This is a genomic window from Streptomyces lasalocidi (assembly GCF_005280215.1).
GTDB classification, from domain to species: domain Bacteria; phylum Actinomycetota; class Actinomycetes; order Streptomycetales; family Streptomycetaceae; genus Streptomyces; species Streptomyces longwoodensis.
This window is the reverse complement of the sequence record NZ_SZNQ01000001.1, coordinates 6638098-6660221: the sequence shown is the minus strand read 5'-3', so window position 1 is coordinate 6660221 and position 22124 is coordinate 6638098. Positions and strand designations below refer to the sequence as shown.

At 74.0% G+C, this 22124-nt stretch carries 21 protein-coding genes and 1 tRNA gene; 1 reads left to right on the top strand and 21 read right to left on the bottom strand.

Annotation, left to right across the window (positions count from 1 at the left end; genetic code table 11):
- Nucleotides 1–157: 157 nt before the first annotated feature.
- A complete protein-coding gene (locus E4U91_RS30085) occupies nucleotides 158–865 on the bottom strand; it encodes a nucleotidyltransferase domain-containing protein (RefSeq protein ID WP_137309717.1) in 708 nt (235 codons plus the stop codon).
- 249 nt (nucleotides 866–1114) lie between these two features.
- Here E4U91_RS30085 and E4U91_RS30080 point away from each other — a divergent pair, with 249 nt between their 5' ends.
- Complete coding sequence (locus E4U91_RS30080; RefSeq protein WP_137309716.1) at nucleotides 1115–2401, top strand: flavin-containing monooxygenase; 1287 nt, start codon at nucleotides 1115–1117, stop codon at nucleotides 2399–2401.
- A 150-nt stretch (nucleotides 2402–2551) separates the two neighbouring features.
- On the opposite strand, the gene E4U91_RS30075 is transcribed toward E4U91_RS30080, so the two are convergent.
- The 20 genes from E4U91_RS30075 to E4U91_RS29975 all read right to left on the bottom strand — a co-directional run bounded on the left by E4U91_RS30075 (nucleotide 2552) and on the right by E4U91_RS29975 (nucleotide 22074).
- On the bottom strand, nucleotides 2552–3712 hold the full coding sequence (locus E4U91_RS30075) for a tryptophan dimethylallyltransferase family protein (protein WP_241678740.1): 1161 nt from the start codon (nucleotides 3710–3712) through the stop codon (nucleotides 2552–2554).
- Between the two features lie 247 nt (nucleotides 3713–3959).
- Nucleotides 3960–5309, bottom strand: a complete 1350-nt coding sequence (locus tag E4U91_RS30070; protein ID WP_137309714.1) for a cytochrome P450 — start codon at nucleotides 5307–5309, stop codon at nucleotides 3960–3962.
- Nucleotides 5310–5320: 11 nt separating this feature from the next.
- Nucleotides 5321–5914, bottom strand: a complete 594-nt coding sequence (locus E4U91_RS30065; RefSeq protein WP_137309713.1) for a GTP-binding protein — start codon at nucleotides 5912–5914, stop codon at nucleotides 5321–5323.
- Nucleotides 5889–6266: a DUF742 domain-containing protein gene (locus E4U91_RS30060; protein WP_137309712.1), complete on the bottom strand. Its 378-nt coding sequence runs from the start codon at nucleotides 6264–6266 to the stop codon at nucleotides 5889–5891. The genes E4U91_RS30065 and E4U91_RS30060 overlap by 26 nt, the downstream gene beginning before the upstream one ends.
- Nucleotides 6263–6643, bottom strand: coding sequence for a roadblock/LC7 domain-containing protein (locus E4U91_RS30055; protein WP_137311070.1), 381 nt, complete (start codon nucleotides 6641–6643; stop codon nucleotides 6263–6265). Before E4U91_RS30055 ends, E4U91_RS30060 begins: the two co-directional genes overlap by 4 nt.
- A 14-nt stretch (nucleotides 6644–6657) precedes the next feature.
- Entirely contained in the window at nucleotides 6658–7860 is a 1203-nt protein-coding gene (locus E4U91_RS30050) for a sensor histidine kinase (protein ID WP_137309711.1), read from the bottom strand.
- 330 nt (nucleotides 7861–8190) lie between these two features.
- Nucleotides 8191–9498, bottom strand: coding sequence for an LCP family protein (locus E4U91_RS30045; RefSeq protein ID WP_137311069.1), 1308 nt, complete (start codon nucleotides 9496–9498; stop codon nucleotides 8191–8193).
- 534 nt (nucleotides 9499–10032) lie between these two features.
- On the bottom strand, nucleotides 10033–10320 hold the full coding sequence (locus tag E4U91_RS30035) for a helix-turn-helix domain-containing protein (protein ID WP_241678739.1): 288 nt from the start codon (nucleotides 10318–10320) through the stop codon (nucleotides 10033–10035).
- Nucleotides 10320–10814 carry a DUF2975 domain-containing protein gene (locus E4U91_RS30030; protein ID WP_137309709.1) on the bottom strand — a complete coding sequence of 165 codons (495 nt, stop codon included), beginning with the start codon at nucleotides 10812–10814 and terminating at the stop codon, nucleotides 10320–10322. The genes E4U91_RS30035 and E4U91_RS30030 overlap by 1 nt, the downstream gene beginning before the upstream one ends.
- 156 nt (nucleotides 10815–10970) lie before the next feature.
- Nucleotides 10971–11058, bottom strand: a tRNA-Leu gene (locus E4U91_RS30025).
- Between the two features lie 141 nt (nucleotides 11059–11199).
- On the bottom strand, nucleotides 11200–12357 hold the full coding sequence (locus E4U91_RS30020) for a sugar phosphate isomerase/epimerase family protein (RefSeq protein ID WP_137309708.1): 1158 nt from the start codon (nucleotides 12355–12357) through the stop codon (nucleotides 11200–11202).
- The gene (locus tag E4U91_RS30015; RefSeq protein ID WP_137309707.1) at nucleotides 12354–13760 is read right to left on the bottom strand and encodes an alkaline phosphatase family protein; all 1407 of its coding nucleotides are present in this window, start codon (nucleotides 13758–13760) and stop codon (nucleotides 12354–12356) included. Before E4U91_RS30015 ends, E4U91_RS30020 begins: the two co-directional genes overlap by 4 nt.
- Nucleotides 13757–14926, bottom strand: coding sequence for a metabolite traffic protein EboE (gene eboE, locus E4U91_RS30010; protein WP_137309706.1), 1170 nt, complete (start codon nucleotides 14924–14926; stop codon nucleotides 13757–13759). Before eboE ends, E4U91_RS30015 begins: the two co-directional genes overlap by 4 nt.
- Nucleotides 14927–14929: 3 nt before the next feature.
- Nucleotides 14930–15778 (bottom strand): TatD family hydrolase, encoded by an 849-nt coding sequence (locus E4U91_RS30005; protein WP_067230574.1) that lies wholly within the window; start codon nucleotides 15776–15778, stop codon nucleotides 14930–14932.
- Nucleotides 15778–16518 carry an EboA domain-containing protein gene (locus tag E4U91_RS30000; protein WP_174867875.1) on the bottom strand — a complete coding sequence of 247 codons (741 nt, stop codon included), beginning with the start codon at nucleotides 16516–16518 and terminating at the stop codon, nucleotides 15778–15780. The genes E4U91_RS30005 and E4U91_RS30000 overlap by 1 nt, the downstream gene beginning before the upstream one ends.
- Nucleotides 16515–17420 (bottom strand): sugar phosphate isomerase/epimerase family protein, encoded by a 906-nt coding sequence (locus E4U91_RS29995; protein WP_168218192.1) that lies wholly within the window; start codon nucleotides 17418–17420, stop codon nucleotides 16515–16517. Before E4U91_RS29995 ends, E4U91_RS30000 begins: the two co-directional genes overlap by 4 nt.
- Nucleotides 17417–18295: an SCO3242 family prenyltransferase gene (locus E4U91_RS29990; RefSeq protein ID WP_137309704.1), complete on the bottom strand. Its 879-nt coding sequence runs from the start codon at nucleotides 18293–18295 to the stop codon at nucleotides 17417–17419. The genes E4U91_RS29995 and E4U91_RS29990 overlap by 4 nt, the downstream gene beginning before the upstream one ends.
- Nucleotides 18292–19416, bottom strand: coding sequence for an inositol-3-phosphate synthase (locus E4U91_RS29985; protein ID WP_137309703.1), 1125 nt, complete (start codon nucleotides 19414–19416; stop codon nucleotides 18292–18294). The genes E4U91_RS29990 and E4U91_RS29985 overlap by 4 nt, the downstream gene beginning before the upstream one ends.
- Before the next feature lie 309 nt (nucleotides 19417–19725).
- Nucleotides 19726–20724 carry a sugar phosphate isomerase/epimerase family protein gene (locus E4U91_RS29980; RefSeq protein WP_137309702.1) on the bottom strand — a complete coding sequence of 333 codons (999 nt, stop codon included), beginning with the start codon at nucleotides 20722–20724 and terminating at the stop codon, nucleotides 19726–19728.
- A 12-nt stretch (nucleotides 20725–20736) separates the two neighbouring features.
- A complete protein-coding gene (locus E4U91_RS29975) occupies nucleotides 20737–22074 on the bottom strand; it encodes a Gfo/Idh/MocA family protein (RefSeq protein ID WP_137309701.1) in 1338 nt (445 codons plus the stop codon).
- Nucleotides 22075–22124 lie beyond the last annotated feature (50 nt).

The window sequence follows — 22124 nt, the reverse complement described above, 5'->3', positions numbered from 1 at the left end:
CACCTCGGACCGCTGACGGGGAGCGAGGACGGCACTGTGCGCACGCATGGCCGGGCTCCCCTCGATCGTCACGGTACAGCGCGACCCCCCGTCGTGGGCGGCGCGATGGGGTGAGTGTAGGGAGGAACGGGCGTGCTGGGCGCGGGAATTTCCTCCGTCAGGCGTGCGGGGCGGCGTAGAAGGTGCGGCGCACCCGGCGCAGCCACGCCTCCGCCGGGGCCTCGTCGGGGGCGTCCGGCAGGGCGCTGCGGGTCTCGGCGAACGCCGTCTCGAAGCGTCGTAGCAGCGGCTCGGCGGCCCCGGGGTCGGCGGCGACCTGCTCGCCGAAGCGGTGGTAGGCGTCCGGGTCGTCCACCCGGATGGTCAACTCCCCGGTGCGGTACAGCTCGAAGCCCTGCTCGCACAGCCGCCTGAGGTGGCGGGCGTGCTTGGCGGTGCGTCCACGGGTCTGCGGCGGGGCCTGCGGCGGGAGCGGACCGGCGCTGCGCGAGACGAGCTTGCGGAACTGCTGGGTGGCGTAGCCCAGGTAGGCGTCGCGGACCCGGCCGGCGCTCAGGAAGGACGTGCGGATGCCGATGAGTTCCTCGCCGAGCGGGGTGCGGACCTCGTACAACGCGTCGGGCAGCCAGACGAGTTCCATGACCGTCGGGTTGCCGCCGAGGGCGAGGCGGCACCACTTGGCCGCCTCGTGCAGGGTGCGGTCCGGGGCGGTGCTGACGTGGGACTCGGCCGGCCGGTGCAGGCCGTGCAGGTCCTCGGTGGGCGCGGCGAACAGGCCGAGGCGGTCCACGTCGGAGCCCGCGCGAGCGAGTCCGTAGGCGGTCGAGCCGACGATGCCGGACAGCAGGACGTTGGTGACGGACATGGTGCTCCCCCTTGGTGCGGCCCGGCCATGATGCCGCGTCGGACGGGTCGGTCACCCGGAATTTCCAGGTCGTCGCAGGTCAGCCCTGCTCGGCGCCACCCGCCCCGCGAAGCTTTGGCCATACCCTCACCTCCATCGCAAGACCGTCCCGCTGTGATCCTTGTCGCCGATGTGTGGAGCGTGCGGAGAACCCCGCCTGGGCAGCCTGCCCGTGCGTGAGAGGTCGGTGTCGTTCCTGTGGGGGAATCCGTGAGTGTGTGCGTCATCGGTGCGGGCCTGTCCGGGCTGGCGGCGGCACGCGCCCTCAAGGCGCGGGGCGTGGAGTTCGTGTGCCTGGAGAAGTCGCCCGGGGTCGGCGGCATCTGGCGGGCGCCCGGCGCGGGTGAGCGCGGCCCGGGTTACCTGTCGCTGCACCTCAACTCCACGAAACAGCTGACCGGTTACGCCGACCACCCGATGCCGGCCGCCTACCCGGTCTACCCGCGCCACAGCGACATGGCCGCCTACCTGCGGGCCTACGCCGAGTGGGCCGGCGTGCTCGACCACATCGAGCTGGAGACCACCGTGGAGTCCGTGCGGCCGACGGCCGACGGCGCCTGGACGGTGGTCAGCCGGTCCGCGGACGGCGCGCGCACGGCCCGCGTCTTCCGCCAGGTGGTCGTCGCCTCGGGACACAACACCGAACCGTTCCTGCCGGCCCCGCCCCCGGGCGCGGAGACCTTCGAGGGAACGATCCTGCACGCCTACGACTACCGCGACGGCAGCGACTGGGCGGGCCGGCGGGTCGTCGTCGTGGGGCTCGGCGCCTCGGCGGTCGACATCGCCGCGGACCTCTCGCGGTACGCCGGGCGGACCCTGCTGTCGGTGCGCCGCGGGCTGCACATCCTGCCCAAGCAGCTCTTCGGCGTGCCCCTGGACGAGGTGGCCGAGGCCCCGTGGTGGACCGCCATGTCGCTGGCCGAACAGCGCCGCTTCATCGAGCAGGCGCTGCTGGTGGCCCGCGGCAAGCTCTCCGACTACGGGCTTCCCGAGCCCGACCATCCGGTGTTCGCCTCGGCCGTGACGCTCTCGGACGAGATCCTCAGCCGGATCCGCCACGGCGGTGTCGTGCCCAGGCCGGCGATCGACCGGCTCGACGGCGACCGCGTGCACTTCACCGACGGCAGCTCCGAGCGCGCCGACGCCGTCGTCTACTGCACGGGGTACCGCATGGCGTTCCCCTTCCTGCCCGACGGGTGCCCGCTCGGCCCCGAGGGCGCGGTCGAGCTGTACAAGCGGGTCGTCGCGCCCGACCACCCGGGGCTCTCCTTCATCGGGCTGGTCCGTCCGCACGGGTCGATCACCCGGCTCGTGGAGGCCCAGGCGGACTGGGTGGCGCGGCTGGCGACGGGCGAGGCGGTGCTGCCCGAGCCGGAGGTCATGCGCAAGGAGATCGCCACCTACCTGGGCGGCATCGCTGGGCAGTACGGTCGGCGTGAGGGCGCGTCGATCCAAGTCAACTTCGCCCCGTACCTGGAGGAGTTGCGCGAGCTGTGAGCCGACGGCCGGGACACCCGGCCGAGGGGTGCGGCCCCGGGGCGTGCCCGCCGGGCCCCCTGTGCGTACGGCCGGGGTGAGGCCGCGAGGGGAGCGCGACGACGACGTCGGCGTGCGACTCCCCTCGGATCCCTGCCCGGCCGGGGCGGCCTAGCGCACAGTCCGGGCGACCGCGGACCGGCCGAGCCGCGAGGGGGCGGGGGGACGGACGTGGTACGCCTCGGAGGAGAGGTACGTCGTCACCCGGGGCGGGTGCCCGGCCTGGTGGGCGGCGGACAGGTAGGCGACGAGGCCCACGCCGTCCTCGGGGCGGCGCGCGGTCAGGGCCCGGGTGGCCTCGTACAGGACGCCGTCGTCGATGCCGTGGCGGCCGAGCAGGGCCGTGGCGCGGGCCAGCGCCTCGCCGTCGTGCGCCGCGTAGTCCCGGACCGGCACGTGGAGGGTGAAGCCGCTGGGCCGTCCGGTGGCCGTCTCGGTGAAGGCGTGGCAGGACTGGACGGGGCGGCGGGCGAGCCGTTCGCCCCGTCCGGGGTCCGCCTCGTCACCGGGGGCGAGTCCGGCCGCGATGTGGAAAAACGTTTCCGTCTCCTCGCCCGGGGGGCCCGCGACGGTCCGGGACAGGGCTGCGGCCTCGGAGGCCGAGAGGTCCTGGTGGGCGAGGTAGACCTTCGCCCGCGGGGCGTCCCAGTCGCCGAGGTCCAGGGCGAAGAACAGGTGCCGGTCGGCCCCGGGCAGCGAGTCGAACGCCCGCTCGTGCCCGAGCCGCGCCAGTGCCTCCCGTACGGTGTCGGCGGCGCGATCGGCGCCGCGGGCCGCCGGGTTCAGGTACGCCTTGACCCGGGGCACGCCGCCGGGCCGCAGCTCGAGCGCGCACCACAGGGCCAGCGGCCCCTCGGGTACGGCCGGGAAGAACAGGTCCTCCAGTTCGTCGAGCCGGTCGGTCGGGAAGGCCCAGCGCCGCGCCGTCTCCCGCAGGAACCGCAGCCCGGTACGGCCGTTGTGGGCCAGGGTGCCTGCGCCGCACCCCGGCTCCAGCAGCACCCGCAGGGTCGGGGCGGCGTCCGGTACGAAGGACAGCGAGAACTCGACCGGCGTGTGGTCGTCGGAGAGGAAGGTCGGCTGGGCCGGCGGCAGGTCCAGCGGCCGCTCGGCCGCCGGGCCGAGGGCTTCGAGCAGGACGCGCGCGTACGCGGCGGCGTCGCTGCCGCCGAGGCCGACGACCTCGCACAGCCGCAGCAGCTGCCGCGCGGTGTGGCCGCCGAGCGAGCCGGCCTCGGGGAGCGCGGGCGTGCCGCCGCCGGGGGCTCTCACCAGACCTCCCGCCGGGGCACGGGCCGGGGCGAGCCCGCGACCCGGGGGCGGACAAGAAGATACCCGCCGTCGTGGGCGGGTATCGGGGGGAGCACGACGAGGGGCCTGGGTATGTGCACGGCGTCGGTGGAAACGGGGTCCACGACACCTCCTTCGACTCATGAGCAACACGGACGGGCCGCGTTGCTCACTACCCAAGAGGTTGAAACGTCATGCGACGGTGGAGAGTTGGTGGATGTTGCGTGAATCACCTGGTGAGCCAGTTGAGGAACTGGCTCCACATACCTCCGCGTTCGGTCCTGCCGTCCGTCGCGGCGGCCGGCTGCGGGCGCGTGACGGTCTCGGCCGGGGCGGCGGCCGGGGACCGGCGCGCGAGGTCGACCGGGGTGAACCGGGCGGGCAGGGTGGTCAGTCCGCGGTTGAACGGGCCGGGCCGCCAGGTCAGGCTGTCCGCGGGCACCGCGAGCTCCACGTCGGGCAGCTGGTTGAGCAGGTTCTCCACGGCGGTCACGGTGATCTGCCGGGCGGGCTCCTTGGAAGGGCAGGCGTGCGGGCCCGCGCTCCACGCGAGGTGCGCCCGGTTGCTGCCGGCCTGCCGGGCGGCGGTCAGCGCCGGGCCGGTGTTGGCGGCGGCGAAGCTGACCAGCACCAGGTCGCCGGCCTGCAGCCGGGTCCCGCCGAAGTCCATGTCGGCCACCGGGTAGTGCGGGGCCAGGTTGGACATGGGCGGGTTCTCCCACAGCGTGTCGTCGATCGCCTCGTCGATCAGCCCGCCCTGGTGGGCGTACGCGTCGTGGGTGAGCAGCCGGTGCAGGGTGTTGCCGATGAGGTTGCGCAGCGGTTCGTTGCCGCCCACCATCAGCAGCGCGACCTGGTGGACCATCTCCTCGTCGGTGAGCTGCGCCGGGTGCTGCATCAGCCACGTGGTGACGTCGTCGCCGGGCCGCGAGCGCTTGAGCGCGACCAGTTCGCCGACGGCCGCGAACAGCACGCCCATCGCCTTCTCGGCGTTGACGCCGTCGAACATGCCGGCGATGCCGAACACCACGCGGTCGCCGATGTCGGCGGGCACGCCGAACAGCTCGTTGAAGACGAACAGCGGCAGCTGCTTGGCGTAGTCGCCCAGCAGGTCGGCCGAACCGCGGCTGCCGAACTGGGAGATGAGGAAGTCGGAGACGCGCGCCGTGGCCTGGCTGACCTTGCGGGAGTCCACCTTGGCCATGCTGTCGGTGATCGCCTGCCGCAGCCTCAGGTGCTCCGCGCCGTCGGTGAACATGGCGTTGGGCCGGTACGCCAGCACCGGCGCGACCGGGCTGTCCGGCGGGACCTTGCCCTCGCCCAGGGCGCGCCAGCGGCGGGCGTCCTTGCGGAAGGAGGCGGAGTCCTGCAGCAGGTGCAGCGCGGTCGCGTAGTCGGTGACGAGGGTGGCCTCGACACCGGGGGCGAGCTCGACGGGCGCGGTGGGGCCGTAGTGGCGCAGGTAGGCGTAGTACGCCTGGGGGTCCGCGGCGAACTCGGCGCCGTACAGGGGCACTCGGGCACCGGAGTGGTGCGCCGGGCACCCCGGCGGGGGCACGGGGGTGGAGTGGTCGTCCAAGGGGGTGGCTCCTAGTGGGCGCGGTCCTGCAGGTGGCGGACGAGGGTGATGAGTGCTTCGGCGGAGGATCTCTCGTCGCGCGCGTCGCAGGTGACGATGGGGGTGTCGTCGAGGAGGTCCAGGGCCTCGCGCAGGGCGGACTCGTCGCGGGACGTGCTGCCGTCGAACCGGTTGACGGCGATGGCGTAGTCGAGGCCGTACTGCTCGATCAGGTCGATCACCGCGAAGGAGTCGGCCAGCCGCTCGGGGTCGACGAGCACCAGCGCGCCGAGCGCGCCGCGGGCCATGTCCTCCCACATCTGCACGAAGCGCTGCTGGCCGGGCGTGCCGAACAGGTAGAGCACGACGCGGTCGCTGATGGTGAGCCGGCCGAAGTCCATGGCGACCGTGGTGGTGGTCTTGCCCTGGACGCCCTTGAGGTCGTCGACGGACTCGGCGGCCCGGGTCATCGTCTCCTCGGTGGACAGCGGCTCGATCTCGGAGATCGCCCCGATGAACGTGGTCTTGCCGACCGCGAAGTGGCCGACCACGAGGATCTTGACGGCGGTCTGGGTGGCGCCGCCGCGGACGTACGCCGCCTCATCCAAACTTGGCCCTGAGACCATTCAGCACCTCCTCCAGGATGTCCCGGTCGGCGAGGGGAGCCCGCTGCACGGGCGGACGGGTGATGAGGTAGCCGCCCTCGGTGAGGGCCGCGAGGAGGATCTTCACCACGCCGAGCGGCAGCTGGGTGTGGCCCGCGATCTCGGCGACCGAGAGGTAGCCGGCCGAGCACAGCTCCAGCAGGTTCTGCTCCTCCGGTGACAGACGGGTCGGCCGTTGCCGGTGGTCGGCCGTCGCCGTGACCAGGGTGATCAGCGACAGCTGGTCCTCGGCGGGCAGCCCGCGCCCCTTGGTGATGACGTACGGACGCACTAATTCGGGCGTCTGCGGCTCCAGTTCGTCGTAGCCGGTCATGACCGCGTGCCCAGGTTCTCGCGCGGCGGCGTGGTGAGCGCCTTGCCGAGCTGGCCGACGAGCTGCTGCATGCGGAAGGTGATGTCCGCCATGTCGACGTCCGGGGAGGCGGACACGCCCAGGTAGGCGCCCTCACCGGCGGAGATCAGGAACACCCAGCCGCCGTCGAACTCCACGAGCGTCTGCCGCCACTGCTGGTTGACGCCCTCGCAGAAGAACCCCAGGGAGCGGCTGAGCGACTGCACCCCGCTCATCGCGGCGGCCACCCGGTCGGCGTTGTCCTTGTCGAAGTCCTTGGTGCGGGCCATCAGCAGGCCGTCCGCGGAGATCAGCACCGCGTGCAGGGCCCCGGGAATCTCCAGGGCGCTGTCCAGCATCCATGACAGATCGTTCACGAGATCTCATGCCCTTCACTGCTCGCACCACGGGTGCTGCTCGTCATGTCGGTGTCCGCCGGGGTGGCCCGGCCCGACTGCGTACCCCGCTGGAAGGCACCCATGATCGCCGCCGACTCCGCGCCGCTGCGCCGGGAGGTGCCGGCCGGGGCGGTGGGGGGCAGGGAGGGCGCGGGCGCGGCCGACGGCGTGCTCGGCACGACCGCCATGGGGCGCTTGCGGCGCCGCTTGGGCAGGCCGTCCGCGGTGGTGGTGCCGCCCAGGGCCGGTTCGGGACCGCCGAGGCCCGCCGTGGTGGTGACCGTGGGCAGGACCGGAGCGGGCTCCCGCTGCTCGGGCGCGCTGGTGAGCAGGTCGTGGGGCAGCAGCAGCACCGCGCGCACACCGCCGTACGGGGACGTGGAGTCGACGGAGACCTCGAAGCCGAAGCGCTCGGCGAGCACGCCGATCACCGCGAACCCGAACTGCGGCGGGTTGCCGAGGCCGGCGACGCCGGAGACGCGCTCGGTGGACAGCAGCTTCTCGGCGCGGACGCGCTCCTCGTCGTTCATGCCGACACCGGCGTCGTCGACGACGATGCAGATGCCCTTGGGCACGGTGCGGATGTTGATCTCCACGACCGTGTCGGGGCTGGAGTAGCTGGTGGCGTTGTCGAGCAGCTCGGCGAGGGCCAGCGCCACGGGCTCCACCGCACGGCTGGTGATGCCGAAGTCGACCTGGGAGAGGATCTCCACCCGACGGTAGTGGCGGATCCTGCCCTGTGCGCTGCGCACCACGTCGTAGACCGAGGCCACCTCGCGCTGCCGGCCGAGCCAGCCGTCGCAGAGCACGGCGATGGACTGGGCGCGGCGGCCGAACTGGGAGTTGGTGTGGTCGATCTCCAGCAGGTCCTGGAGGATGACCGACTCGCCGTACTTGGTCTGCAGCCGTGACACGATCAACTGCTGTTCGGCGGCGAGGCCCTGCAGGGTCCGCATGGCCGACTTCAGCACGGTCTTGGTCGCGTCGTCGGCGCGCTCCTGGGCCGCCTGGACCGACCGGGTGTACTGGTTCTCCAGCTCGGAGTAGTGGGAGCGGAGGCCGGCGATCTCCTGCCTTAGGGCGCGTGCCGCCCTGCGCTGGCGTACCACGAGCGCAATGGCGGCGATGGCGGCGGCAAGGAGAATCCCGGCCACCGGGTCCGGTATGTAATGCGTCATAAGACTCTCTTCAGGCGACTGACGGCCAGTTGCTGAATTTCCGTCAACGCGGGTGGACCGGCGGACCGCCCGCACCGGGGTCACCGCCCGGACCGTCCCCAGGAGTCGGGGATGTCGTCGTGCACCCATCCGCCCGCTCTACAAACGAGCGTGATCGTATCACCGCACGAACCGCTCACTGACCGTCAATACCCGTGCGGGGATGAACATTGACGGTCAGTCAGCTGAGATCGGCCTTACACACCGACAACGCAACCGATAAACGGGATTCCGCCGTATTGGGTCCTTATTCGGGCACGCTTCACCATGTCCTGAAAACGCCCGGCTGGGTCATTTCAGCGCGTCGGCCTCCAGGTCCTGCCCGACGACCAGGGTGACGGAGCCGGCCTGCGCGGAGGCGTCCTGCCCGGAGCCCGCCTTGGGCAGCCAGCCGGCCAGCACCGCGGCCTGCCGCTCCTGCCCGGCGGGGTACGACACCGTCGTCGTGGCCGACGTGCGGGGCGCGTTGCCCGTGCCGACGACGGTGAAGCCGGCCGCCCGCAGCTTCTCCGCGACGGCGGCGGCCCGCCCCTGCACACCGGTGGCGTTGAGGACCCGGACGCGCACGGCGGAGGCGTACACCGGGTTCTTCGTCCGCGCCGTCAACTGCTCCTTGCTGACTTCCCTGTCCCGGGCCAGCGAGGTGAACAGGTCACTGGCCTGCGGGTACTGCCAGACCACGTTGGCCTTGTCGGTCGGGACGTCCGCCTCGCGCGGGTAGTTGGGCACGGTGAGGAAGGCCAGCCGGTCGCTGGGGACGCCCTTGAGCTCGTCGGCCAGGCCGTACAGCGGCTGGATGCCGGCGAGGTCGGGGTCGGTGGTCAGCGACTTGGTCGCCGACTGCAGGAAACCGTAGAGGGCATTGGGGCTGGTGAGCTTGGACTTGGCCTTCTTCGCGAGGGCGTCCATGAACTCCTGCTGGCGGCCGATGCGGCCGATGTCGGAGCCGTCGCCCACGCCGTAGCGGGCGCGGACGTAGCCGAGCGCCTTCTCCCCCGCGACCGTCTGGCAGCCCGCGTCCAGGTCGAGCTTCGCCTTCTCGTCGTGGATGGCCTGCTTGGGGCAGACCTCGATGCCGCCCAGGGAGTCGACCATCCCCTTGAAGCCCTGGAAGTCCACCGACATGAAGTGGTCGATGCGCAGGCCCGTGTTGGCCTCGACGGTCTTGATGGTGCAGGCGGCGGCCGAGGCGACCTCGCCGGTGCTGCCGCCGAGCGCGAACGCCTCGTTGATCTTGAAGTGGTGGGGGTCGGAGGTGCTGCCGTCACCCTTGGCGCAGGCCGGGATCCGGACCCAGGAGTCGCGCGGGAAGGACACGACCGTGGCCCACTTCCGGTTGGCCGGCACGTGCAGCACCATCAGGGTGTCCGACTGCATGGTGGTCAGGTCCTTGCCGTACTTGGCGTTGGCGCCCTCACGGCTGTCGGACCCGACGACCAGGATGTTCTTCGACCCCGGGCTGAGGTTCTCCGGACGGTCGCCGCCGAGCTTGTCGTCGACGTCGGCGGAGGTGATGTTGTTGTTGAGGTCCTCGTAGATCCACGCGCCGACACCGCCCACGACGAGCAGCACGAGCGCGCTGACCCCGGCGCCCCACACGACGATCCGGCCGCGTCGGGTGAGCCGGGTACCGCCGGCGGCCCGTGCGCCCGCGGACCGTCCCGCCGCGGGGCCGCGCCCGGCACCCCGGCCGCGCCGGCCGTCGGCCGACCCGCGGTCGGCCCGTCCGGCGCCGCCCTGGCCGCCGCGCCCGCGCCCACCGGCGCTGCGCCCGGCACCGCCCTGTCCGGTCCCGGACGCGCCCGACCTCCGCCTGCCCGATCCGCCCACCCGCGCTCGCCCTCCGCCTCGGCCGTGTCGCCCCTGCACCTGCCCGGCCCCTGCGGCCCGGTCCCCGCCGAACGACCCGTCTCACCTGTCCGACGTCCCCGGGCTCCCGGAGGACCCCTGGTGACATACGTCCGGACCACCCGGACGTCTCACCTTCCTCAGACAGCGGTACGGGCCCCCTCGGTTGCCTGTGTCGCACACATACCCGGAAAGCTCCCGGTCATCGGGGACGGCGGGAGCAAGATCGAAAGCCTTCGATTCTCCCGGGCGGGAGCGCGGGGCCAGGGGTCAGGGGGCCGAGGGTCAGCCTCCGGGGACGCCGTGTGCGGCCCGCTCGACGGCGCCCTCCCCGTCCCTGCCCCCGGCGCCGTCCCCACCCCCGCCGTCGTCGGGCTCCCACCGCAGCAGGTCCCCCGGCTGGCACTCCAGCACCTCGCACAGCGCGGCGAGGGTCGTGAAGCGTACGGCCTTGGCACGGCCGTTCTTCAGGACCGCCAGGTTGGCGGGGGTGATCCCGACGCGTTCGGCCAGTTCCCCCACGGACATCTTCCGCCGGGCGAGCATCACGTCGATGTCGACGGCGATCGGCATCAGATCACCTCGGCCAGCTCGGCCCGCATGCGCGACGCCTCGACGTCTCGCGCGACGGCCTGGGCGAGGAGCACCCGCAGCACCAGCACGATCAGCGCGACCCCGAGGACGGCCAGTCCGGCGCCGCCGATCAGCAGGACGACACCGGGCGCGACGGCCTCACCCGGGGCGAGGACCACGCCGAGTGCGAAGACCAGCAGGGCGGCGGCCACGACGGCGCCGATCACGACATGGACGTACCGGAAGGCGGCGTACGAGAAGACGGTGCCCCGCCGCGCCATCGTCACCAGCCGCCAGACGCAGACCAGGACGGTCTGCACGGTGAGCATGCCGAGGACGACGATCGCGAGGACCGCCCGCACCTGCCCGGCGTCCGCCTCGACGTCGTCCAGGTCGGCACCGAGCAGGGGAACCATCACCGTCTGCACGAACAGGGTGCCCACGAGCAGCGCCGCCAGGACGGCACGCAGGGCGAGCACGGTCAGTCGGCCCATCACCTCTCACCTCTCCTCTCATCGAGTAACGATGGGAATCTATCGAAAATCGATAGCCATGGGAAGCGGGACACCGGGGACGCGGGGTGTCAGGGTCAACGGCGGGGTGGATCCACGGCGAACGAAAAAAGACCCCTGCGAACAGGGGCCTCTCCGTGGTGTCCGAGGGGGGACTTGAACCCCCACGCCCGATAAAGGGCACTAGCACCTCAAGCTAGCGCGTCTGCCATTCCGCCACCCGGACCAGGTGTGTGCCGCACGGGGCGGACCCCGCGGCGACACACACCACAATAGCAAGCTTTCGGAGCGGGTCTCACCCAAGTATGCGCAGGCAGGAGGCGCGTGGGGTGCTCCTACACCCTCGTCACCGTTCGTGTCGCCCGCGTCACCGGCGGCGCAGTGCGGCCAGGTTGCGGTAGCCGGTGGCCGCGTGCCGCAGGGACTGGGCCGGGTCGGTGGGGCTCGGCGCGTTGTCCTGCTCGACCATCGGGTGGTGGTGGGTGCGGTGGCCGACGCGGGAGAAGAACGTCGTGTAGTCGATGTCACCCGTGCCGAACGGCACCATGTCGTAGCCCATCCCGTTGGTGGTGTCGACGACGCCGTCCTTGGCGTGGAACAGCGGGTAGCGCCGGTCGTGGCGCCGGACCAGTCCCGCGGGGTCGAAGACGCGGGTGCGGGTGGAGCCGTCGTGGGCGGTGTAGGTGCGGAACTTGTACTGGGCGACGTGCGCCCAGAAGACGTCCATCTCGAGCCAGACCAGGCGGGGGTCGGTGATGGACAGGAAGTACTCCAGCTTGCGGATGCCGGAGCTGCGGGTGGGGCGGCCCTGGTCGTCGAGCGGGCCGCCGTCCAGGAGGAAGCCGTACGCCGCGTCGTGGTTGTGGGTGTAGAGCTTGAGGCCGGCGCGGCGGGCGATCTCACCGAGGGCGTGCCACTTGTCGGCGGCGACGTCCCAGTCGTCCTTGTGGGAGCTGCTCGTGGGGTCGCCGCCGGTGCCCACGTGGGGCATGCCGAGGATGTTGGCGATCTCCAGGTGCTTCTGGAAGGTGTCGAGGTCGGCGGTGGTCAGCGGCCAGCTGCCGGGGATGAAGCCGTGGTTGCCCTGGGCGCGCAGGCCGAAGTCGTCGAGCCAGCGGCGCAGCAGCCGGGCCCCGGCGACGGACTCCAGGTTCGCGCCGCCGGGGGCGCCCGCGTGCTGGCCGTAGCCGGCGAACTCGACCTGCCGGTAGCCGAAGCGGGCCAGCTGCTCGAGGACGGCGCGGAAGCCGGAGGGCAGCGTGGTGGAGGCCGGGTCGCGGCCGATGGCGTCGCGGACGGTGTAGAGGATGATGCCGCGCTTGTCGGCGGGGACGAGGGTGTGGCCCTTGCCGGGTGCGGCGTCGGGCCGCGGGGCCGCCGCCACGGGGCCCGTGCCGAGGACGGGGGCGGCGATCGCGCCGGCCGCGACGGCGGTGCAGGTGCTCAGGAAGCGGCGGCGGCCGATGCCGAGGCTGCGGCGCAGCCGGTCGTCGGGGGTGGGGTGTGTGTCGTGTGTGTCGTTCACGGATGCCTTTCCGTGGAGGGATCCCCGCCGAGGCCGGCGAGGTGGAGCAGGAGCGACTTCACGTCGGTGGCCGCCACGCGGTCGCCGACGGCGTGGGGGGTGGAGCACAACAGGAGCGGCCCGTCGTCGTCGCTCGTGGGGAGGCGGCCGTGGCTGCCCCGGATCGGTGAGGGGTCGAGGGGCACGACGGCCATCCGGTAGCGCAGGCCGAGCTTCTTGCGGGCCAGCGCGGTGGCCGCCTTGACCTTCACGTAGGGGTCCTGCGGGTCCATGAACAGCTCGACCGGGTCGTAGCCGGGCTTGCGGTGGATCTCCACCAGCCGGGCGAAGTCGGGCGCGCGGGCGTCGTCGAGCCAGTAGTAGTACGTGAACCAGGCGTCGGGCTCGGCGACGGCGACCAGTTCGCCGGAGCGGGGGTGGTCCAGGTGGTGGGCCTTCTTGCCCTCGTCGTCGAGGAGTTCGGCGAGGCCGGGCAGGCCTTCGAGGGCGGCGCGGGTGGCGGGCAGGTCCTCGGGGCGGCGGACGTAGACGTGGGCGATCTGGTGGTCGGCGACGGCGAAGGCCCGGGAGGTCATCGGGTCCAGGTACTCCATGCCGTCCTGGGTGTGCACCTCGAGCAGTCCGGCGCGGCGCAGGGCGCGGTTGATGTCGACGGGGCGGCTGACGTCGGTGATGCCGTACTCGGACAGCGCGACGACGGTGCGTCCCTCGGCGCGGGCGTCCGCCAGCAACGGGGCCAGGGCGGTGTCCAGTTCGGCGGCGGCCCGGGCCGAGCGGGGGTCGCCGGGGCCGTGGCGCTGGAGGTCGTAGTCGAGGTGCGGGAGGTAGCAGAGCGTCAGGTCGGGGCGGCGGGTGCGCTGGATGTGCCGGGTGACGTCGATGATCCAGCGGCTGGAGGCGATCCCTGCGCCGGGTCCCCAGAACTGGAACAGCGGGAACGTGCCGAACTTCTCGGTGAGTTCGTCGTGCAGCTCGGGCGGGCGGGTGTAGCAGTCGGGTTCCTTGCGGCCGTCGGCGTAGTAGACGGGGCGCGGGGTGACCGTGAGGTCGGTGTCGGCGCCCATGGCGTACCACCAGCAGATGTTGGCGACCGTGTAGCCGGGGTGGGCGCGGCGGGCGGCGTCCCAGAGCTTGTCGCCGGCGACCAGGCCGTTGTGCTGGCGCCACAGCAGGACGTCGCCGAGTTCGCGGAAGTACCAGCCGTTGCCGACGATGCCGTGTTCGGAGGGCTGGGCGCCGGTCAGGAAGGTGGACTGGGCGGCGCAGGTGACGGCGGGCAGCACGGTGCCGAGGTGGGCGCGGGAGCCGGCGGCGCCGAGGGCCCGGAGGTTGGGCATGTGGGCGAGCAGGCGCGGGGTGAGGCCGACCACGTCAAGGACGAGGAGCGGGGTGGGGGCGGTCATGGCAGCTCCTTCAGGCCGAGGTCGGTCAGCAGGTCGCGGGCGAGGGCGAGTTCGGCGGCGATGCCGTCGGTGAGCTGGGCCCGGTTGCGGGGGCGCTGGGCCGGCGGGAGGGCCTGCCAGGTGTAGGTCTCGACCTCGAGGTGGCGGGTGCGCGGGTGGGGTCCGCCGACGAGGCGGGCCAGGGCGTCGCGCAGGACGTCGTGGGTGGCGGTGAGCGGAGCGGCGGGTGCCGCGTGCAGCGGGACGTGGAAGTGGGCGCGCCACGGGGCGGCGGTGGGCAGGGCGTCGCCGTCGAGGGCCTCGCCGAGGTCGTCGGTGCCGCGCAGGCGTCCGGCGTCGACCGTGCGGGTCTGGTGCAGGAAGCGGGGCTCGGCGAAGGCGGCCAGGGCGGTCCGCACCTCGGGCCGGTCGGGCCGGTCGGCGTGCAGGGCGGCCGACAGCTGGGACTTGACGACCGGGACGCGGGCCTCGGCGAGGGCGTCCAGGGCGCCGGCGGGGTCCTCGAAGGAGGTCGCGAGGTGGCAGGTGTCGACGCAGACCCCGATGCGGGGGTGGTCGACGGCGGTGAGCGGGGCGAGGGCGTCGCCGGTGGTCTCCACGACGCAGCCGGGCTCCGGTTCCAGTCCGACGCGCACGGAGCGGCCGGTCAGCTCCGCGAGCGCGTCGAGGCGCTCGGCGAGCGTCACCAGGGCGCGGTGCCCGGCTTCCGCGCGGTCGTCGGTCCAGGCGGTGCGCCAGCCGAGCGGCAGGGTGGAGACGCTGCCTTCGGTGACGTCGTCGGGGAGCAGCCCGGCGAGGATCCGGGCGAGCGCGGTGGTGTACTCCAGGCGCTCGGTGTCGGCCCAGTCCGGCCGGTAGACGCGGTACTTGACCTCGTCGGCGCCGAACCCCTCGTAGGGGAAGCCGTTGAGGGTGACGACCTCCAGGCCGCGCCGGTCCAGCTCGCCGCGCAGGGCGCGCAGGGCGGCCGGGTCGGTGTCGAGGGTGCGGGCGGCGTCGCGGGCGAGCCACAGGCCGATGCCGAGGCGGTCGCGGCCGAGCCGGCGGCGCACCGGCTCGCAGTGGTCGCGGAGTTGGGCGAGGACGCCGTCGAGCGTCTCGGCCGGGTGGACGTTGGTGCAGTAGGCCAGGTGGACGGTCGTTCCGTCGGGGTGGCGGAAGCGCATCGCTCACTCCCCGCCGCGCAGGACCGAGTTGCCCTCGTGGGTGGCGTCGGGCGCGGTGACCTCCAGGTCGAGGCGGCCGCTGAGGCCGTAGAAGGCGACGGGGTTGCGCCACAGGACCTGGTCGACGTCGTCCTCGGTGAAGCCCTCGGTGAGCATCAGGTCGGCGACCTTGCGGGTCTTGAGGGGGTCGCTGCGGCCCCAGTCGGCGGCGGAGTTGACCAGCACCCGCTCGGGTCCGTACGCGCGCAGGATGGCGACCATGCGCCGCTCGTCCATCTTGGTGTCGGGGTACACCGAGAAGCCGAGCCAGCACCCGCTGTCCTTGGCCTCCTTCACGGTCGTCTCGTTGAGGTGGTCGACCAGGACGCGGTCCAGGGGCAGGGCGGACTCGCGGACCACGTCGAGGGTGCGGCGCAGACCGGTGAGCTTGTCGCGGTGCGGGGTGTGCACCAGGGCGGGCAGTCCGTGCTCGGCGGCGAGCTGGAGCTGGACGGCGAACGCCTTGTCCTCGGCCGGGGTCATCGCGTCGTAGCCGATCTCGCCGACGGCCACCACGCGGTCCTTGACGAGGTAGCGGGGCAGTTCGTCGAGGACGGGCGTGCAGCGCGGGTCGTTGGCCTCCTTGGGGTTGAGGGCGAGGGTGCAGTGGTGGGCGATGCCGTACTGGGCGGCGCGGAAGGGCTCCCAGCCGAGCAGCGCGTCGAAGTAGTCGAGGAAGGAGGCCGGCGAGGTGCGGGGCTGGCCGAGCCAGAACGCCGGCTCGACCACGGCGCGCACCCCGGCGGCGTGCATCGCCTCGTAGTCGTCGGTGGTCCGCGACGTCATGTGGATGTGCGGGTCGAAGATGCGCATCAGGAGTCCTTGCCGTGGGGGTGGTCCGTGCTGCGGTGGTCGGCGGCCGGGGAAGCGGCCGGGGAAGCGGCCGGGGAAGCGGCCGGGGAAGGGGCCGAGGAGGGGGCCGGTGCGGCGCCGGTCAGGGCGAGCACGTGCCGCAGGTCCGCGGGGACGGCCCGGCCGGCGGCGGTGCGCTCGGCGGCGTAGTCGGTCAGCATCCGGGCGAGTTCGCCGTCGCCGCGGGCGCGGTCGGCGACGCGGGCCACCGCGTCGACCGGGACGCCGGTGAACAGGCACTTCAGGACCGCGTGCCGCCAGGCGTGGGCGTCGAGGTGGCGGGCGGCGTAGGGGCCGACGGCGGCGGCGACCAGCCGGGTGTCGTTGGTGCGCAGGGCGTCCTCGACCAGGGGCAGGGCGTCGGGGCCCGGCACCAGGTGGGGCAGGGCGTGCAGGACGGCCCGGCGTTCGTCGGCGGTGCCCTGGTAGTAGACCCGGGTGAGGGCGGCGGCGTCGGCGCGGGCCGCGTGCAGCAGCAGGACCCGTACGGCGTCGGCGTGGCGGCTGCCGCAGCGGCGCCCGGCCTCGGCGAGGCGCAGTTCCCACACGGAGATCGGCCCGTGGGTGCCGGGGTGCGCGGCGGCCTCCTGGAGGGCGCGGTGGAACCAGGCGCGGGCGTCCTCGCCGAGACCGGCGTCGAGGTCGGCGCGCAGCACGTCCAGGGAGGCGGGTGGCGCGCCGACGGAGCGCAGGGGGGTCATACGGTGCTCCCTTCTGGGGTGGCGGAGCGGGGCGCGGGGGTGTCGGCCGTCGCTCGGCGCAGGAACGGCAGGGACCGCTCGGCGTGGTGCGGTCCGGCGTGCGAGTGGCGGGGCAGTTCGACGACGGTCAGGCCCCGGTAGCCGATGTCGGCGAGGGCCGCGAGCACGGGCGGGAAGTCGATCTCGCCCTCGCCGAACGGCAGGTGGTCGTGGACGCCGCGGCGCATGTCCTCGATCTGCGCGTGCCGCAGCCAGGGCGCGGCGGCGCGCACGCAGTCGGCGGGCGGGAGCGGTTCGAGGCACTGGCAGTGGCCGATGTCGAGGGTGAGGCCGAGCGGGGCCGGGTCGCCGAGCAGGCCGCGCAGGTGGTGGAAGTCGGCGAGGGTGGCGAGGAGGTGGCCGGGCTCGGGCTCGACGGCAAGGGGCACGCCCGCGGTGGCGGCGGCGTCCAGCACGGGGGCCAGTGAGGCGGCGAGGCGGTCCCAGGCCGTGTCCCGGTCCGTCCCGGGCGGGACGATCCCGCTGAAGCAGTGCACCGCGTGCGCCCCGAGGTCGGCGGCCACCCGGACGGCCCGCAGCAGCAGGTCGGTCCGGCGCCGCCGGTCCTCGGGCGCGGCGTCCAGGAGCGTGGGGCCGTGCTTGCGGCGCGGGTCCAGGACGTAGCGGGCCCCGGTCTCCACGGTCACCTCCAGACCCAGCGCGGCCAGCCGGTGCGCGAGGCGCCGGGTGCGGGCGGCGAGGTCGGGGGCGTACGGGTCGAGGTGCATGTGGTCGAGGGTCAGGCCGACGCCGTCGTACCCGAGGTCGGCGAGCAGGCCCAGCGCGTCGTCGAGCCGCAGGTCGGCGAGGCCGTTGGTGCCGTACCCGAAGCGCAGGGCACGGGGGTCGGCCGGGGCGGTCATGTGACGCTCACCCGCCTCGCGAAGGCGCGGGCGAGCGGGGCCAGGGCCGCCGTGCACAGGGCCGCGGCGGGGGCGCCGGAGCGGGCGGTGAGGGCGGCCTGCAGGGGGATGGTCGCCCGGATGCCGGCGCCCACGGCGCGCTGGGTGAGCGGCGCGGAGGGGTTGAGGGCGGCGTGCAGGTAGGGGCGGGCGGTGGTCAGGGCGTACCCGGCGGCGAGGGCCCGCGGCAGGGGCCCGGCGAGCGCCGGGGCCTGCGGCCGGTCCGCGGTGCGGCGGTGCAGGCGCCAGGTCAGCGCGCCCGTGGTGGCGAGGGCGGCCAGCGGGGCGAGCGGGCTGCCGCCGCCGGTCTCCTGGCGGGACACGGTGGTGACCGCGAGGGTGTGGGCGCCCAGCAGGGCCGCCGGGGGCAGGGCCGGGCGGACCTGTCCCGCGGTGGCGGCCGCGCCGAGCAGCAGGTCCAGCCCGCGGGCGGCCGCCATCGCGACCGGGCCGGCCGGTGTGCGCTTGAGGCCCAGGTCGTACGACCAGACGGTGGCCGCCAGCGGCACGGCGACCGTGAGCGCCGGCCGGCCCGCACCGGCGGCCAGGGCGAGCCCGGCGGCGGTGAAGGCACCGGCGGCGCCCAGCGCGGCGGCGGGGCGGATCCGCCCGGACGGCAGCGGGCGGTGGGGACGCTCGGCGGCGTCCTCCTCCCGGTCGGCCCAGTCGTTGAGGGCCATGCCGGCCTCGTACAGGCACAGCGAGGAGGCGATGCCCAGCAGGGTGCGCCCGGTGGGGCGCGTGCCCAGGGCGGCGGCCCCGGCGAGCGCGTCGCCGGGGACGGTGAACAGGGCGGGCAGCCGCAGCAGTTCCGCCCAGGCGCGCGACCGGCTCATCGCGTCTCACCCAACTGGCGGGCGAAATCGACCAGTTCGGCGTACTGCGCGGCGAGCGCGGCCGGTGCCGTGCCGACCGGGTCCTTGAAGAAGAACGCCAGCTCGCCCAGCGGGCCCGACCGGCCGGTCTCGTGCGCGCGGGCCACCAGCCGGGCCAGGTCGAGGACCAGGGGTGCCGCGAGGGCCGAGTCGCAGCCCTGCCAGGTGGTCTGCAGGACCATGCGGGTGCCGAGGAACCCGTCGAAGGCGATGTGGTCCCAGGCGGTCTTCCAGTCGCCGAGGGCCGGCACGTCGTCGATGTGGACCTCGCCCTCGGGGACGGTGCCGAGGGTGTCGGCGAGGACGCGCTCCTTGCCCGCGTTCTTGGCGGCGGCCGCCGCCGGGTCGGCGAGCGCGGCGCCGTCGCCGCCGCCGAGCAGGTTGGTGCCGGACCAGGCGCGCACCGCGAGCGCCCGCTGGGCGAACATCGGCCCGAGCGCGGCCCGCAGCAGCGTCTGCCCGGTCTTGCCGTCGCGCCCGGCGTACGGCAGTCCGCCGGCCGCGGCCCGTCCGGCGAGCGCGGGGTGGTGCAGGCCGGTCGAGGGGGTGAAGTTGACGTAGGGGCAGCCGGCGCGCAGGGCGGCCGCCGCGTAGAGGGAGCTGGGCGGCAGGTCGTCGCCGGTCGCGACCGGCTCGGTGGAGGCGACGTTGACCACGACCGCGCGGGCCAGGTCGTTGCGCCGGACGAAGCCGCGCAGGTCCTCGGTGAAGGCGGCGATCAGTTCCTCGGCGGTGCGGGTGTCACCGGGCAGCGGCCCGCCGGTGGTGATCTCCCGGTCGGCGGCGGCGAGTTCGGCGGCGACGGCCACGGGCAGCCGGTGCGGCATCACCCCGCCTGCGGCGAGTTGTTCGGCGCGCTTGGGCAGGGGGCAGTCGGTGGTGTCGTGGCCGCCGAAGACGAGGGACGACAGGGCGGGCAGGCCGCTGTCGGCGAACTCCGGGCCCTCGGTGACCAGGCCCGTCGGCGGGTGCAGGCCCGCGGTCAGTGCGGCGCAGCCCGCGACCACGGTGGTGGCGACGGAGCCGCGGGCTCCGATCAGCCAGACGCCGACGCGCGGGGAACGGGCGGGGGGCGCGGACATGGGCAGCCTCCTTGTCGTACGCGGACACCGGGATGGGGTGAGGAATGACGCGATACTTTCCGCGGCGGCTGGTGCGCGGGTGGGGCGCGGGTCGTGCGGAGCGACAACGGGTCGCGGACCGGTGGAGTCCGCCTGGAGTGGCCGGGGAGGACGGCGGGCGGGAGTCCGGCGTCTCCCGCCCGCCGCCGGTCAGCGGCCCCGGCCGGGCAGTTCCTTGATCCGCACGTCGCGGAGGGGCACCCCGTCACCGGCCCCGTGGTCCTGCAGACCGATGTGCCCGTCGGTGAGGCTGCGGGCCGCGGGGTGCGGTCAGGTGGAGAAGGCCGCGTCGAACGAGGCCGACGGCGGCTCGAAGTCGTACGCCTTGAGGTGCCTGAGTGCCTCGGGGGCGCCCTGGACGCGGTCCATGCCGGCGTCCTCCCACTCCACGGAGACCGGTCCGCGGTAGTCGATGGAGCGCAGCATCCGGAAGACGTCCTCCCAGGGCACGTCGCCGTGTCCGGCGGAGACGAAGTCCCAGCCGCGGCGCGGGTCGCCCCAGGGCAGGTGGGAGCCGAGGCGGCCGTTGCGCCCGTCGAGCCGCTTGCGGGCCTCCTTGCAGTCGACGTGGTAGATCCGGTCGCGGAAGTCCCACAGGAAGCCGACCGGGTCGAGGTCCTGCCACACGAAGTGCGAGGGGTCGAAGTTGAGTCCGAAGGCCGGCCGGCGGTCGACGGCGTCCAGGGCGCGCACGGTCGTCCAGTAGTCGTAGGCGATCTCGCTCGGGTGGACCTCGTGGGCGAAGCGCACGCCCTCCGCGTCGAACACGTCGAGGATCGGGTTCCAGCGCTCGGCGAAGTCCTCGTAGCCGCGGTCGATCATCGACTCGGGGGCGGGCGGGAACATCGCGACCAGGTGCCAGATGGCGGAGCCGGTGAAGCCGACGACGGTGTCGACGCCGAGGGCGGCCGCGGCGCGGGCGGTGTCGCGCATCCGGTCGGCGGCGCGCCGCCGCACCCCCTCGGGGTCGCCGTCGCCCCACACGTCGGCGGGCAGGATCGCCCGGTGCCGCTCGTCGATGAGGGCGTCGCAGACGGCCTGGCCGACCAGGTGGTTGGAGACGGCCCAGCACTTCAGGCCGTACTTGTCGAGCAGTTGGTGGCGGGAGTCGACGTAGCCGGGGTCGGCGAGGGCCTTGTCGACCTCGAAGTGGTCGCCCCAGCAGGCGAGTTCCAGGCCGTCGTAGCCGAAGTCGCGGGCCAGCCGGCAGACCTCCTCCAGCGGCAGGTCGGCCCACTGTCCGGTGAACAGGGTGAACGGGCGCGGCATGGGTGTGCCTCCTCAGTCCGCGATCGGGGTGTAGACGGAGTTCTTCTCGGCGCTCTCCTCCACGGCGGCCAGCACGCGCTGCACCTGGAGCCCGTCGGCGAAGGACGGGTCGGGGCGGCGGCCCTCGGCGACGGCGTGGACGAGGTCGCGGGCCTGGTGGACGAAGGTGTGCTCGTAGCCGAGGCCGTGGCCCGGCGGCCACCAGGCGTCGAGGTAGGGGTGGTCGGGTTCCGTGACGAGGATGCGGCGGAAGCCCGCCTCGGCGCCCGGGTCGGTGCCGTCGTGGAACCACAGCTCGTTCAGCCGCTCCAGGTCGAAGGCGAGGGAGCCGCGCTCGCCGTTGAGTTCGAGGCGCAGGGCGTTCTTGCGCCCCGTGGCGTACCGGGTGGCCTCGAAGGAGGCGAGGGCGCCGGAGGCGAAGCGGCCGGTGAACAGGGCGGCGTCGTCGACGGTGACCGTGCCGGTGCCGGTGCCGGTGCCGGTGTCCGTGCCGGTGCCGGTGTCCGTGCCGCCCGCCGGGACGGCGCTCAGGCCGCTGCCGCCGGTCCCGCCGGGCAGCGGGCGTTCCCGTACGAACGTCTCGGTCAGCGCGGACACCCCGGCCAGCCGCTCCCCGGCCAGGTGCTGGGCGAGGTCGACGATGTGCGCGCCGAGGTCGCCGAGCGAGCCGGAGCCGGCCAGTTCCCTGCGCAGCCGCCAGGTCAGGGGGAACTCCGGGTCCACGAGCCAGTCCTGGAGGTAGGTCACCCGCACGTGCCGCAGGGTGCCGAGCCGGCCGGCGGCGACCATCCGCCGGGCCAGCGCCGTGGCGGGCACCCGGCGGTAGTTGAAGCCGACCATCGCGATCTGCCCGCGCCCGTACGCCTCTTCGGCGGCCCGGGTCATCGCCTCGGCCTCGGCGACGGTGTTGGCGAGGGGCTTCTCGCACAGCACGTGCTTGCCGGCCGCGAGGGCGGCGAGGGCGATCTCGGCGTGGCTGTCGCCGGGGGTGCAGATGTCGACGAGGTCGACGTCGTCCCGGGCGATCAGCGCCCGCCAGGCGGTCTCGGTGTCCGCCCAGCCGTGCCGGTCGGCCGCGGCGCGCACGGCGGCCCGGTCCCGTCCGCAGACCACCGACAGCACCGGCCGGCGGGGCAGGTCGAACACCCGGCCCGCGGTGCGCCAGCCCTGGGAGTGCGCGGCACCCATGAACGCGTACCCGACCATGCCGACGCGCAGCGCAGGCCGGCCGGCCGGGGCCGGTGACGGCGTGGTCCGCCCGGGCGGGCCCGCCGGTGCGGTCCCCGCCGCCGCGCTGTCCGGCGGTGCGGTGTCCGCCTCCGGTTCCGCTGGCTGCTGCGGCTGTTCCATGCGGTGCTCCTCCTCTTCGTGGTGGCGCGGTGGCGGTGCGGGGCGGGGCG

What these genes read in the sequence shown, in the direction of transcription:
- E4U91_RS29980 (WP_137309702.1), bottom strand. Translation starts at nt 20,724, where the DNA reads ATGCCGCGCCCGTTCACCCTGTTCACCGGACAGTGGGCCGACCTGCCG.
- E4U91_RS30060 (WP_137309712.1), bottom strand. Translation starts at nt 6,266, where the DNA reads ATGACCGGCTACGACGAACTGGAGCCGCAGACGCCCGAATTAGTGCGT.
- E4U91_RS29995 (WP_168218192.1), bottom strand. Translation starts at nt 17,420, where the DNA reads ATGACCGCCCCGGCCGACCCCCGTGCCCTGCGCTTCGGGTACGGCACC.
- E4U91_RS29975 (WP_137309701.1), bottom strand. Translation starts at nt 22,074, where the DNA reads ATGGAACAGCCGCAGCAGCCAGCGGAACCGGAGGCGGACACCGCACCG.
- E4U91_RS30065 (WP_137309713.1), bottom strand. Translation starts at nt 5,914, where the DNA reads ATGGTCTCAGGGCCAAGTTTGGATGAGGCGGCGTACGTCCGCGGCGGC.
- E4U91_RS29985 (WP_137309703.1), bottom strand. Translation starts at nt 19,416, where the DNA reads ATGTCCGCGCCCCCCGCCCGTTCCCCGCGCGTCGGCGTCTGGCTGATC.
- E4U91_RS30000 (WP_174867875.1), bottom strand. Translation starts at nt 16,518, where the DNA reads ATGACCCCCCTGCGCTCCGTCGGCGCGCCACCCGCCTCCCTGGACGTG.
- E4U91_RS30030 (WP_137309709.1), bottom strand. Translation starts at nt 10,814, where the DNA reads ATGGGCCGACTGACCGTGCTCGCCCTGCGTGCCGTCCTGGCGGCGCTG.
- E4U91_RS30055 (WP_137311070.1), bottom strand. Translation starts at nt 6,643, where the DNA reads ATGCTGGACAGCGCCCTGGAGATTCCCGGGGCCCTGCACGCGGTGCTG.
- E4U91_RS30035 (WP_241678739.1), bottom strand. Translation starts at nt 10,320, where the DNA reads ATGCCGATCGCCGTCGACATCGACGTGATGCTCGCCCGGCGGAAGATG.
- E4U91_RS30050 (WP_137309711.1), bottom strand. Translation starts at nt 7,860, where the DNA reads ATGACGCATTACATACCGGACCCGGTGGCCGGGATTCTCCTTGCCGCC.
- E4U91_RS30085 (WP_137309717.1), bottom strand. Translation starts at nt 865, where the DNA reads ATGTCCGTCACCAACGTCCTGCTGTCCGGCATCGTCGGCTCGACCGCC.
- E4U91_RS29990 (WP_137309704.1), bottom strand. Translation starts at nt 18,295, where the DNA reads ATGAGCCGGTCGCGCGCCTGGGCGGAACTGCTGCGGCTGCCCGCCCTG.
- E4U91_RS30015 (WP_137309707.1), bottom strand. Translation starts at nt 13,760, where the DNA reads ATGACCGCCCCCACCCCGCTCCTCGTCCTTGACGTGGTCGGCCTCACC.
- E4U91_RS30005 (WP_067230574.1), bottom strand. Translation starts at nt 15,778, where the DNA reads ATGCGCATCTTCGACCCGCACATCCACATGACGTCGCGGACCACCGAC.
- eboE (WP_137309706.1), bottom strand. Translation starts at nt 14,926, where the DNA reads ATGCGCTTCCGCCACCCCGACGGAACGACCGTCCACCTGGCCTACTGC.